Annotated in this window: 11 protein-coding genes; 3 read left to right on the forward strand and 8 right to left on the reverse strand. The window is 72.1% G+C overall.

Going from position 1 to position 11,733, the window contains the following annotated elements:
• Positions 1-45: 45 nt before the first annotated feature.
• The 6 genes from OO014_RS07530 to fbaA form a co-directional block, all read right to left on the reverse strand.
• Complete coding sequence (locus OO014_RS07530) at positions 46-2,151, reverse strand: PTS fructose transporter subunit IIABC (RefSeq protein WP_272461678.1); 2,106 nt, start codon at positions 2,149-2,151, stop codon at positions 46-48.
• A 19-nt stretch (positions 2,152-2,170) separates the two neighbouring features.
• Positions 2,171-3,118 (reverse strand): 1-phosphofructokinase, encoded by a 948-nt coding sequence (pfkB, locus tag OO014_RS07535; RefSeq protein ID WP_272461679.1) that lies wholly within the window; start codon positions 3,116-3,118, stop codon positions 2,171-2,173.
• Positions 3,115-3,876, reverse strand: coding sequence for a DeoR/GlpR family DNA-binding transcription regulator (locus OO014_RS07540; protein ID WP_272461680.1), 762 nt, complete (start codon positions 3,874-3,876; stop codon positions 3,115-3,117). Before OO014_RS07540 ends, pfkB begins: the two co-directional genes overlap by 4 nt.
• Before the next feature lie 143 nt (positions 3,877-4,019).
• The gene (locus OO014_RS07545) at positions 4,020-4,430 is read right to left on the reverse strand and encodes a pyridoxamine 5'-phosphate oxidase family protein (RefSeq protein WP_272461681.1); all 411 of its coding nucleotides are present in this window, start codon (positions 4,428-4,430) and stop codon (positions 4,020-4,022) included.
• 110 nt (positions 4,431-4,540) lie between these two features.
• Entirely contained in the window at positions 4,541-4,948 is a 408-nt protein-coding gene (locus tag OO014_RS07550) for a DUF3151 domain-containing protein (protein ID WP_272461682.1), read from the reverse strand.
• Positions 4,945-5,973 (reverse strand): class II fructose-bisphosphate aldolase, encoded by a 1,029-nt coding sequence (gene fbaA, locus OO014_RS07555; protein ID WP_272461683.1) that lies wholly within the window; start codon positions 5,971-5,973, stop codon positions 4,945-4,947. Before fbaA ends, OO014_RS07550 begins: the two co-directional genes overlap by 4 nt.
• 247 nt (positions 5,974-6,220) lie before the next feature.
• Between fbaA and OO014_RS07560 the strand changes: the two genes are divergently transcribed.
• On the forward strand, positions 6,221-7,102 hold the full coding sequence (locus OO014_RS07560) for a S1 family peptidase (protein ID WP_272461684.1): 882 nt from the start codon (positions 6,221-6,223) through the stop codon (positions 7,100-7,102).
• A 159-nt stretch (positions 7,103-7,261) separates the two neighbouring features.
• The gene (locus OO014_RS07565) at positions 7,262-7,930 is read left to right on the forward strand and encodes a hypothetical protein (RefSeq protein WP_272461685.1); all 669 of its coding nucleotides are present in this window, start codon (positions 7,262-7,264) and stop codon (positions 7,928-7,930) included.
• A gap of 50 nt (positions 7,931-7,980) precedes the next feature.
• Here OO014_RS07565 and OO014_RS07570 read toward each other — a convergent pair whose 3' ends face one another.
• Both OO014_RS07570 and OO014_RS07575 read right to left on the reverse strand, forming a co-directional pair.
• On the reverse strand, positions 7,981-9,099 hold the full coding sequence (locus tag OO014_RS07570; protein WP_272461686.1) for an LLM class flavin-dependent oxidoreductase: 1,119 nt from the start codon (positions 9,097-9,099) through the stop codon (positions 7,981-7,983).
• 107 nt (positions 9,100-9,206) lie between these two features.
• Positions 9,207-10,334, reverse strand: coding sequence for a M24 family metallopeptidase (locus OO014_RS07575; protein WP_272461687.1), 1,128 nt, complete (start codon positions 10,332-10,334; stop codon positions 9,207-9,209).
• 108 nt (positions 10,335-10,442) lie between these two features.
• Here OO014_RS07575 and OO014_RS07580 point away from each other — a divergent pair.
• On the forward strand, positions 10,443-11,733 hold a 1,291-nt coding region (locus OO014_RS07580), incomplete at its 3' end, for a TM0106 family RecB-like putative nuclease (RefSeq protein WP_272461688.1).

Consider the following 11,733-nt stretch of genomic DNA (forward strand, 5'->3'; position numbering starts at 1 on the left):
CCGGTCCTTGGGTCCGACGTTAGGCCACCCGGGGGTGATTCGGGGTCAGACGGTGGCGCTGGCCTCGACGGCCTCGAGGTTGCGGTCGCGCGACTTGAGGGTGACGACGATGGCGGCCATGACCAGCACTCCGGCCGCCAGGGCGACGAGGAAGAGCAGGAAGTTGCCGATCAGGGGCAGCACCCAGATGCCGCCGTGGGGGGCCCGCAGCGTCGCGCCGAAGGCCATCGCCAGGGCGCCGGTGACGGCCGAGCCGATGACGGACGAGCTGATGATCCGGACCGGGTCGGCCGCGGCGAACGGGATGGCGCCCTCGGAGATGAACGAGGCACCGAGCAGCCAGGCCGCCTTGCCGTTCTCGCGCTCCGGCTCGGAGAAGAGGGCCGGACGGACGGTGGTGGCCAGGGCCATCGCGAGGGGCGCGACCATGCCGGCAGCCATGACGGCGGCCATGATCTTCAGCTGCGGGGCGTCGGTGGTCGCTCCCGCGGCGGCCAGGCCGGTCGTCGCGAAGGCGTAGGCGACCTTGTTGACCGGGCCGCCGAGGTCGAAGCCCATCATCGCGCCGAGGATGAGCCCGAGGACGAGGGCGCTCGCGCCGGACATGCCGGTGAGCCAGGAGTTGAGGCCGTCGGTCAGTGCGGTGATCGGGCGGCCGAGCACGGTGATGAACAGGCCGACGGTGATGAGGGACGACACGAGCGGGATGACGACGACCGGCATGACGCCGCGCACGCCCTTGTGGACGTTCCACCCGGAGACCCAGCGGGCCACGAAGCCGCCCAGCAGGCCGGTGACGAGACCGCCGAGGAAGCCGGCGCCCATCGTCGCGGCGACCGAGCCACCGACGATGCCGGGCACGAGGCCGGGCCGGTCGGCGATGGCGAAGGCGATGAACCCGGACAGGATCGGCACGAGGAAGCCGAACGACGCCGCCCCGATCACGAAGAGCAGCGCTGCCCACGAGGTGAGGCTGATCGGGTTGAAGTTCTGCGTGATGTTGTAGTCGCCCTCGGCGGTGAGGCCGTACTTGACGATCTCGATGGCGCCGTCCTCGCCGATCGCGACCTGGGCGAGCATGAACGACAGGGCGATCAGGATGCCGCCGGCCGCGACGAACGGGATCATGTAGGAGACACCGGTCATGAGCCACTGGCGCACCTTGGTGGCGGTGCTCGCGCCGCTGTCGACCTTCGTGGTGAGCCCACCGGCGGGGGCGCCTGCCGAGGCGGCGGCTGCCGCTGCGGCCGCCTTGCTCGGGTCGGCCGCCCACTCGTCGACGAGCTGCTCGGCGCGGGCGACGAGCTCAGGTGCGTCGGAGATGCCCTTCTTGACGCCGACGTCGACGGTCGGCTTGCCCGCGAAGCGGGCCGCGTCCTTGACGGGCAGGTCGTGCGCGAAGATCACCGCGTCGGCAGCGGCGATGTCCGCGGCCGGGATGGGCTTCGAGCCGGCGGACCCCTGGGTCTCGACGATGATCGTGTGGCCGGCCGCCTTGGCGGCGTTCTCGAGGCCCTCGGCCGCCATGTAGGTGTGGGCGATACCCGTGGGGCAGGACGTCACGCCGACGAGACGGAGCGAACGCGTCGGGGCCGATGGGGCCACCACGTCGTCCGGGACGACGGCTGCCGCCGATGCCGTATGCCGCTGGGCCGGCTGGGCGCCCGCCGTGACGACCTCCTTCGGCTGGGTCTGCGGTGCCTCGTCGAGGGCCACTTCGGCACTGACGATCCGCACGACCTCCTCCTCGGTGGTGGCCGCAGCGAGCGCGTCCTTGAAGTCCTTCTTCATCAGGGCGCGCGCGAGCTTGGGCAGCACCTGCATGTGCGCCTCACCCCCGCCCTCGGGGGCGGCGATGAGGAAGACGAGGCGGGCCGGGCCGTCCTTGGCGCCCCAGTCGATGCCGTCGAGCGTGCGACCGAAGACGAGGGACGGCTCGGTGATGGCCGCGCTGCGGGCGTGCGGGATGCCAATGCCGCCGGGGAGCCCGGTGGCCATGGTCTCCTCACGCTTGCGGACGTCGGCGAGGAAGGTGTCGAGGTCGGTGCACCGTCCGGTGGCGACGAGCCGCTCGGCGAGCTGGCGGGTCGCCTCGTGGCGGTCGGCACCGGTCAGGTCGAGGATGACCTGCTGAGCGGTGATGAGGGACATGGCGTTTCCTTTCGGCACTTCAGTGAGCCAGGGTGATGCTGAGGTCGGGGTCGGCGGAGAGCTGGACGGGGATGCCGTGCAGGTCCTCGGCCGAGGGAACACGGCTCCCGGGGAGGGTGACGGCCGCGGCGCCCCAGAGGACACCGGTGGCCAGGGCGTCTCCGGTCGGGAGGCCGCTCGAGAGGCCGTGGAGCAGGCCGGCGAGCATGCAGTCGCCGGCTCCCACGGTGGACAGCGGTGCCACGATGGTGGCCCGCGCGTGAAGGGCCTCGTGGGCCGTGACGAGGAGCGCGCCGTCGGAGCCGAGGCTGACGGCGACGACCTCGATGCCGCTGGCCACGAGGTCACGCGCCGCGTCCCGGACGTCCTGCAGGGTGGGCAGGGCGCGTCCGACGAGCTCGGCGAGCTCCTCGTGGTTGGGTTTGATCAGGTGCGGCCGCGCGGCGACGGCGGCGGCGAGCGGAGCGCCTGACGAGTCGATGGCCACCCGGCCACCGCGCTCCCGGACCTGGCTGACCAGGGTCGCATAGAGGTCGGTCGGTGCGCCGGGAGGCAGGCTCCCGCACCCGACGACCCAGTCGGCCGTGGCGGCTCGGTCCAGCGTCGCGTCGAGGAGAGCGTCGACCTCGTCACCAGACAGCTGAGGACCTGGCTCGTTGAGCTTGGTGGTCGTGCCGTCCGGCTCGAGGACGCTGATGTTCATCCGGACCGACCCGGAGACGGGCACGCTGCACCGGGTGACCCCGGCAGCGTCGAGGAGCTCCTCGAGAAGGTGACCCTCCGGGCCGCCGATCGGCAGGACTGCGGTCGTCTCGGCCTGCTGCGCTGACAGGGCTCGGGACACGTTGACGCCCTTGCCGCCCGGGTCGACGCGGCTGCCGGTCGCCCGGTGGACCTCGCCCCGGTCGAGGGTGTCGACGAAGACGGCCCGGTCGATGCTCGGGTTCGGCGTCAGGGTGACGATCATGCGGTCACCACCTCGGGTCCGGCCGCCCGGATCTCGGCGGCGACGTCCTCGTCGAGGTCGGTGTCGGTGATGACGACGTCGATGTCGTCGAGGTCGGCGAAGCGGTGCAGGTGCGCGTCCCCGGCCTTGCTCGAGTCGCTCAGGACGACGGCGGTGCGGGCCGAGGCGACCATGGCGCGCTTGACGAGCGCCTCGGACTGGTCGGGAGTGGTGAAGCCGCGCGAGACGGAGAAGCCGTTGGTGCCGAGGAGTGCGACGTCGACGACGACGTCGGCGAGGGCCCGGATGGTCCAGTCGCCCACCGCGGCCCCGGTCTGGCCGCGGACCCGGCCGCCCAGGAGGTAGAGCGAGACACCCGGGTGGCTGGCGAGCACGGAGGCGGCGGCGACGCTGTTGGTCAGCACGGTGAGGTCGAGGTCGGGCGGCAGCAGCTCGACGAGGGCGAGCGTCGTGGATCCCGAGTCGAGGATGACGCTCCCGCCGGCAGGCAGCTGGTCGAGGGCCCGCGCGGCGATCCGGCGCTTGACGTCGGCAAGGCGGCCGGACTTGGTGGCCAGGGAGGGCTCGACCTCGAGGCGCTCGACGGGGATCGCGCCGCCGTGGACCCGGCGCAGGGAGCCGCGCCGCTCGAGGGCCGTCAGGTCGCGGCGGATGGTCTCGGTCGCGACGCCGAGGTCGTCGGCCAGGGCCGTGACCTCGACGCGACCTGCTCGTCGCGCCTCGGCGATGATCCGCTGCTGCCGCTCCGCTGCGTACATCGGACTCCCTCATCCTCACGCCGCGCCGGGTGCGTCAGCGTGGGACCAAGAAAACCACAGGGTCACACACATGTAAATAGAAACGGGCACCCGTTTTTGTGGTTTCTATTAGACGAGGGATCGCCCCGCGGCCTGGCCCGTCGTCAGCGGACGTGCTTGAGCCGGCCCCAGGCATGCCAGCGGTCGATGTCGATCCAGGCGCTGACCCGCGCCCGGTCCCGCACCGCATAGGGCTGTCCGGTGTAGTGCCGGGCGATGCGGTCGATGTCGACCAGACCCTCGTCGTCGACCCAGTCCACGACGCGGCCCTGGAGGCTCACGTGCGTGATCCAGTCCCCCGGGTCCATCGCACTCAGGCTGACCCGAGGATCGTTGCGCAAGTAGTCGATCCGCTTCCGGCCGGCATCCATGTTGACCAGGATCCGGCCGTTCTCGTAGAGGTACCACGTCGGCACCGAGACCGGGTGCCCGTCGGGGCGCACGGAGCTGATCGTCGCGAAGTTGGGCTGGGCGAGCATCTCCTCGACCGGAGCCGGCAGCGGTGGTCTGGGCACGGCGCGTTCCTCTCGCGGGGCGGTGCTCCCGACCCTACGCCCGCCACACGCCAACGGGCCGTGTGCCGCTGACTGAGCTCAGCGGCATACGGCCCGTTGGTGGTGTCCTGCTAGAAGCCCAGCTCGCGGGCACCCTCGGCGGAGCTGTCACGCAGGAACTGCGCGCAGCGCGCCTCCTCGTCGCTCTCCCCGATCGCGCGCGCCGCCCTGGCCAGCGCAGCGAGGGACCGCAGGAAGCCGCGGTTGGGCTCGTGCGAGAACGGCACCGGCCCCTGCCCCCGCCAGCCCGACTTGCGCAGCTGGTCGAGCGACCGGTGGTAGCCGGTCCGCGCGTAGGCGTAGGCCTCCACGTCGCGGCCGGCGGCGAGCGCCTGCTCCGCGAGCGTGGCCCAGGCCGCCGACGAGGTCGGGAGCGACGCGGCCACGGCGGCGGGGTCCTCCCCCGCTGCCAAGCGCGCGGTCGCCGGGTCCTCGGGCAGCCGGGTCTCCGGGATGCCGAGCAGGTTGCCGTCGCTCACGCGTGCGTCCCGGCCGAGCGCAGCGCCTCGCACGCCTCGACGACGCGGGCCGCCATGCCGGCCTCGGCCGCCTTGCCCCAGGCGCGCGGGTCGTACTGCTTCTTGTTGCCGACCTCGCCGTCGACCTTGAGGACGCCCGCGTAGTTGGCGAGCATCCAGTCGGCGACCGGGCGGGTGAAGGCGTACTGCGTGTCGGTGTCGACGTTCATCTTGATGACGCCGTGGTCGACCGCCGCCGAGATCTCCTCGGGCAGGGAGCCCGATCCGCCGTGGAAGACGAGGTCGAAGGGGCGGGCGTCGTCGCCGAGGCCGAGCTCCTTGGCCGCGGCCTGCTGGGCCTGGAGGAGGATCTCGGGGCGGAGCTTGACGTTGCCCGGCTTGTAGACGCCGTGGACGTTGCCGAAGGTCAGGGCCGTCAGGTAGCGGCCGTTCTCGCCGGCGCCGAGGGCCTGGATCGTCGCGATGGCGTCCGCAGGCGTGGAGTAGAGCTTCTCGTCGATGGCGCCGACGACGCCGTCCTCCTCGCCGCCGACGACGCCGACCTCGATCTCGAGGACGACGTTGGCGGCCTTGGCGAGCGCGAGCAGCTCACGCGCGATCTGAAGGTTCTCGTCGAGCGGGACGGCCGAGCCGTCCCACATGTGCGACTGGAACCACGGCGTGCCGCCGGCCTTGACCCGCTCCGTCGACGCGGCGAGGAGCGGGCGGACGAAGCCGTCGAGCTTGTCCTTCGGGCAGTGGTCCGTGTGCAGGGCGATGTTGACGGGGTAGTGCTTCGCGACCTCCTCGGCGTAGGCCGCGAAGGCGAGCGAGCCACTCACCATGTTCTTGACCGACGGGCCGGAGAGGTACTCGGCGCCGCCGGTGGAGACCTGGATGATGCCGTCCGAGCCCGCGTCGGCGAAGCCCTTGAGGGCCGCGTTGAGCGTCTGCGAGGACGACACGTTGATGGCGGGATACGCGAAGGAGCCGGCCTTCGCGCGGTCGAGCATGTCGGCGTACACCTCAGGGGTGGCGATGGGCATTGCTTCTCCTGCGCGTGGGTGGAAGGGGCCTTTGTCGGCCCGCCAAGAATCCTGCCACGTATGCCGCTGGGCCGGCACGGGTGCCCACGTGCCGTTGAGCACGCGCTCACCTCGTGGAGCTGCCGCGTTCGGGGTGCGGAGGAGGCCCAGCGGGTCCACTCTGGTGGAGAGGCGGCACCAGTGGCGGGCCTGACGGGCTCCACGGAGCCGACCCTCGCCCCAACCAGTGGACGACCGAGGAGCAGCCGTGAGAAACCGAACGTCGCACTCTCCCAAACCCGCCCGTCGAGCAGCCCGACTACTTGCCGCTGCCACCGGCCTCGTCGGAGCGGTCGCCCTGACCGTTCCTGCGGCGGCTCCGGCCGCACCGGCCGACACGACGAACGACCGGGTGGCGGCCGCCGCCGCGGCCGTCGACCGCTCCGGGGTGGACGGCATCGGCTGGCACGTCGACACCAGCGCCCGCCGGGTCGTGGTCACCCTGGACAGCACGGTGACGGCCGCCGAGGTCGCCTCCATCAAGCGGGCCGCCGGGGACGCGGCCGGAGCGATCCGCTTCGAGCGCACCCCGGGCGTGCTCCGCGCCCTCGTGTCCGCGGGCGACGCGATCTACGGCGGTGGCTACCGCTGCTCGAGCGGCTTCAACGTCGTCAAGGGGAGCACCTACTACTTCCTCACGGCGGGGCACTGCGGGAAGGTCGCCAAGCGCTGGTTCACCGACCCGACGCAGACGACCCTGATCGGCCCCACGGTCGGCTACAGCTTCCCGGGCAACGACTACGCCCTCGTGCGCTACGACAACCTCTCCCTCTCGCACCCGGGCGGCTACGCGGTCGCCGACGCCTTCGTCGGCGAGAAGGTCACCAGGGACGGCTCGACGACGGGCATCCACTCCGGAGAGGTGACCGGCCTCAACGCGACGGTCCGCTACCAAGGTGGCGGCCGGGTCACCGGACTCATCAAGACGAACGTGTGCGCCGAGCCCGGCGACTCGGGCGGTCCGCTCTACGACGGCACCAAGGCCCTCGGCCTGACCTCGGGCGGCAGCGGCGACTGCAAGCGCGGCGGCACGACCTACTTCCAGCCCGTGCGGGAGGCCGCGAACGCCTATGGCGTGAACGTCTACTGACGTTGCTGCAAAAGATCGTGATGCGCTGACAACCCTTCGGGTGGACCGGGAGTTTGGACCAGTGTGACGGCGGCTGCAGCGCCTGACACCGACCACTCCCGGCCACCGATCGGTGGCTGACCACTCCGGGCCCGAGGGCCCCACCGAAGGAGCGCCACCATGTCAGTTGTTCGCCGTGTCATCGCTGCCGCCGCCATCTGCGCGGTCCCCCTCGTCGCCTCCGCGCCGTTCGCCCACGCCGGCGGCGGTGCCGGCGAGACGACCCTGACCCACGGCACCGGGTCCTGGCTCGAGGTCGGAACCGTGCCCGGCCTCCTCGCCGGCAACATCCACCGCGGAGGCGTGTCCTTCCTCGATGATGCCGACCCCACGCGTGAGGACTACCGCAGCGGCCGGATCGAGGACTGGACCTGCCCGACCGGCGTTGTGCCGCCAGCGCTCTACGCGATCGAGGACCCGGAGACGTTCCCCGGGACCGCGTGCACCCTCGAGGGCGTTCTCGAGCTCGACCTCTCGAGCACGTCGGTGAGCGTTGACGAGCGACTCTCGATGGCGCGCATCTCGGGGTCCGCGGTCGTTCGGCAGACGGGAGGCGCGGTTGTGACGACCATCCCGATCGACATCGCGCTCGAGGCCGACGGCGCACCTCGACGCCACACCGACGTCTACCGCTTCCAGGACGACTCCGGCACCTGGATCACCGACCGCACCGTCTTCACCTCGCGGTCGGCGGTCATGGCCGGATCCCTCGGCACGATCGGGATCGCGGACGAGCCCGACGACGTGACCGAGGCCACGCTCGGGCGCCAGGAGACCACCATCCGGTGATCCTGGACCGGGCCGTCCCGTGAGCCAGACCCCGCTCCGGAGCAGGCGCGTCAGCGCCCGCTCCGGAGCCGCCGTGCGATGGCCGGGTAGGCGTGCATGTCGTGCAGGGCATTGCCCCGGCTCACCAGCCCGGACAGCAGGACTGGGCTGAAGTGGTTCAGTCCCGCCTCGGCAAGCGCCCGGACGCGAGTGACCACATCGTCCGGGGTCCCCACCATGACCCCCACCGCGGCAACCTCCTCGGGGACGGACCGCATCGCCTCTCGCGTCACACCCGGGTCGAGCCTTTCGGGCAGCATGTCCACGAACCCGCCGAAACGCGGTCCGAGCGGATGGTCGGCACCAACCTTCGCCCACGCCCCAGCAGGTGCCATGAGCGCGAGATACCGCACCATCTGACTCCGGAGCAGGGTCCGGACCTCACGCTCGTCGCGGGCCAGGAGGAGATAGCAGGCCAGGCCCGCTGTGATCGCCTCGGGCGACCTGCCCGCACGGACCGCCGCGGCCCGGACAGCCTGCCACATCTGACCGTAGTCCTCGGGCGAGCTCACGACGGTGGGCAACCAGCCGTCCCCGAAGCGCCCCGTCAGCTCGAGCATCCGCGGCCCGTGGGCGCCGATCCAGATCTCGGGAGTCCGGCCTAGCGGAGCCTGGAGGCCCATGACGGCACCCCTCAGCTGGTAGTACTCACCCTCGAAGTCACCGAGCCGGCCAGCGAGGGCATCCCGCAGGATGTGCACCGCCTCCTGCAGCCGGCCGAACCCGTGGTCGGTGGGGAGGCCGTAGGGCTCGAGGTTCTCCCGCTCGCCAGAGCCGATCCCGAGGATCGGCGCGCCGCGGGTCAGGTGGGACAGCGTGAGCATGGTCTGCGCGACGACGACCGGATGCCGCCGGATCGGGTCCGTCACCGAGACACCGACCCGCATCCGCCCGGCCCGAGCCGCGACCCAGCCCAGGGTGGCGGCGTAGTCGAACATCGAGTGTGCGCTCGATCCGCGAAGCCACGTCATCTCCGGCCAGAGCGCCTCCGGGAAGGGCGACTGCAGGTGATCGGGGACCATGAGACTGTCGAGCCGGGCCAGGCGCGCGAGCCGCACCTGCAGGGCGACCAGCGGGGCAGGCGGCCCGGCGGGGCTCACCAGGCCGACGCGGACCCGTGGATGGCTCATCACGACGCTCCCTTCCTGCACCTTCGCCGCTCCGACCGTAGGGCGTGGCCCCCGTCAGCAGCAGGGTCGAACGTCCCTGTTCCACCGTCGAGGTGGGAGGGGATCGGTCACAGCACCGTCAGGTCGCGGGGGCGCTGGTTGAGGCGCTCGACTCCCGTCTCGGTCACCGCGACGATGTCCTCGATCCGGGCACCCCAGCGGCCGGGGAAGACGATGCAGGGCTCGACGCTGAACGTCATCCCCGGCTCGAGCGGCAGCGCGTTGCCCTCGACGATGTAGGGCTCCTCGTGGACGTCGAGCCCGATCCCGTGGCCGGTCCGGTGGATGAAGTGGTCCCCCAGGCCCGCATCGACGAGCACCTGCCGGGCGGCCCGGTCGACGTCCTGGCAGGTGACGCCCGGACGGACCGCCGCGACGGCCGCCTCCTGCGAGGCCTGCAACGCTGCGTACGCGGAGGGGACGTCGGGCAGCGAAGCCGGCCCAGCGGCATACGTCCTCGTGCTGTCCGAGCAGTAGCCCGAGGGAAGCGGCCCCCCGATGTCCACCACGACGACGTCGCCGCGCTCGATGACGCGGTCGGAGACGCCGTGATGCGGGCTGGAGCCGTTGGGTCCCGAGCCGACGATGACGAACTCCGCTGTCGCATGGCCCTCCTCGACGATGGCCGCAGCGATGTCCGCGCCGACCTCGCGCTCCGTGCGGCCGGGACGCAGCCACTCGGACATGCGCGCGTGGACCCGGTCGATCGCCGCGCCCGCCGCCCGCAGCTCGGCGAGCTCGTCGGGAGTCTTGCGCATCCGCAGCTCGCGGACGATCGGCCACGCCGGACGCTGGTCCGTCGCGCCCGCATCCCGGAGCTGGAAGAGGTGCAGGGCCGTCGTCGTGTCGGAGAACGCCATCGGGCCGCGCTCCAGCCCCGCCAGCGCGAGGGCATGGGCGTCCTCGCCGTCGACCCACGGACGCACCTCGACCCCGAGGTCCTCGAAGGGCACGTGGCCGAGGCCCGCGTGCTCGAGCTTCGGGACGACGAAGTGCGGCGGGCGGGCCGGGTCGGCCGGCACGACGAGCGCGGTCAGCCGCTCGAACGAGGCGCCCGCGATGCCGATGAGGTAGCGCAGGTCCGACCCCGGGGAGACCACGACGGCCGAGACCCCCGCGTCCCGCGTCAGCGCTCGGAGCCGGTCGAGCCGGTCGCGGGAGGTCCGGACGTCGACGGCGGAGGAGAGCACACCCATGGACCGACCTTACGGCCGGCGGTGGGGGTTGGCTGTCGGCGGCCGGTGCTATCAATGGCGTCGAGGAGACTTGCGCGGGTCGGAGCGCGAGCCGACGAGGGAGGTCCCGTGTTCCTGCTGGGAGAGCGCGTCGTGTGGTCGGCGTCCGACCTCGCGGCCGCGACCGAGTGCGAGTTCCGGGTCGCCCGGCGGCTCGACGTCAAGCTCGGTCGGATCGCGGCATCCGCCGAGATCGCCGACCCGCTCCAGGAGCGGATCGCCACGCTCGGCGACGAGCATGAGCGCCGCCTCCTCGAGCGGTATGCGGCTGCGGGCGACGTGGCCCGGGTCGAGCGGCTCAGCGGCGCCCACACGCAGGAGCGGCTGCGCGAGCTCCACACGACGAGCATCGGGCGCTTCACCGAGGGTGGCGTCGTCTACCAGCCCGGCTTCTTCGACGGCGAGTTCTTCGGCTACGCCGACTTCGTCGAGCCCTCGCCGGACGGGTGGGTCGTGGCAGACGCCAAGCTCGCCCGCAGCGCCAAGCCGAAGGCCATGCTGCAGGTCGCGTCCTATGCCGACCAGCTGGAGCAGGCCGGGCTGCAGGTCGCCGGCGAGGGCGCGCTCCTGCTCGGCGACGGCCGGCGCGAGGTCGTGCCGCTCCACGAGGTGCTCCCGGTCTTCCGGGCTCAGCGAGAGCGGCTGCGCGCGATCATTGCCGAGCGGTTGGGTGCCAGTGCCGCGCTGGCCTGGGGCGAGGACAGCCACTCCATCTGCGGGCACTGCCCCGAGTGCGTCGAGTCGATCGAGGCCCACGACGACCTGCTCCTCGTCGCCGGCCTGCGGCGCGACCAGCGACGCAAGCTGCGCGAGGCCGGCATCCGCACGCTGCACGACCTGGCGGGCTCCGAGTCGGGGCCCGAGGGTCTCAGCCCGGCCACCCATGCTGCCCTGCGGACCCAGGCCAGGGCCCAGGCTCGCCAGCTCGCATCCGGCACCGTCTCGTTCGAGCCGGCGCAGCGGCCGGCCGGCGAGCCTGCCGCGACGCTGCCGCCGAGGTCCGACGGCGACATCTTCTTCGACTTCGAGGGCGACCCGCTCCACAGCGAGGACGACCCCGCCGTGGCCGGGCTCGAGTACCTCTGGGGCCTGCGACTCGCGAGCGGGACACCCGGCGAGGGCCAGTTCCAGCCGCTCTGGGCGCACGACTACGCGGAGGAGCGGGCGGCGTTCGTCGAGTTCATGCAGATCGTCGCCGAGCGGAGGCAGCGGTGGCCGGACCTGCACATCTACCACTACGCGCCTTACGAGACGACCGCCCTGAAGCGTCTGGCGGGTCGTTACGGCCTGCTCGAGGCCGAGCTCGACGACCTGCTCCGGAGCAGGGTCTTCGTCGACCTCTACTCCGTGGTGCGCCGCG

The sequence above is a fragment of the Intrasporangium calvum genome (assembly GCF_028446585.1).
GTDB lineage: Bacteria > Actinomycetota > Actinomycetes > Actinomycetales > Dermatophilaceae > Intrasporangium > Intrasporangium calvum_A.

What these genes read in the sequence shown, in the direction of transcription:
- OO014_RS07530 (WP_272461678.1), bottom strand. Translation starts at nt 2,151, where the DNA reads ATGTCCCTCATCACCGCTCAGCAGGTCATCCTCGACCTGACCGGTGCC.
- pfkB (WP_272461679.1), bottom strand. Translation starts at nt 3,118, where the DNA reads ATGATCGTCACCCTGACGCCGAACCCGAGCATCGACCGGGCCGTCTTC.
- OO014_RS07540 (WP_272461680.1), bottom strand. Translation starts at nt 3,876, where the DNA reads ATGTACGCAGCGGAGCGGCAGCAGCGGATCATCGCCGAGGCGCGACGA.
- fbaA (WP_272461683.1), bottom strand. Translation starts at nt 5,973, where the DNA reads ATGCCCATCGCCACCCCTGAGGTGTACGCCGACATGCTCGACCGCGCG.
- OO014_RS07565 (WP_272461685.1), top strand. Translation starts at nt 7,262, where the DNA reads ATGTCAGTTGTTCGCCGTGTCATCGCTGCCGCCGCCATCTGCGCGGTC.
- OO014_RS07570 (WP_272461686.1), bottom strand. Translation starts at nt 9,099, where the DNA reads ATGAGCCATCCACGGGTCCGCGTCGGCCTGGTGAGCCCCGCCGGGCCG.
- OO014_RS07575 (WP_272461687.1), bottom strand. Translation starts at nt 10,334, where the DNA reads ATGGGTGTGCTCTCCTCCGCCGTCGACGTCCGGACCTCCCGCGACCGG.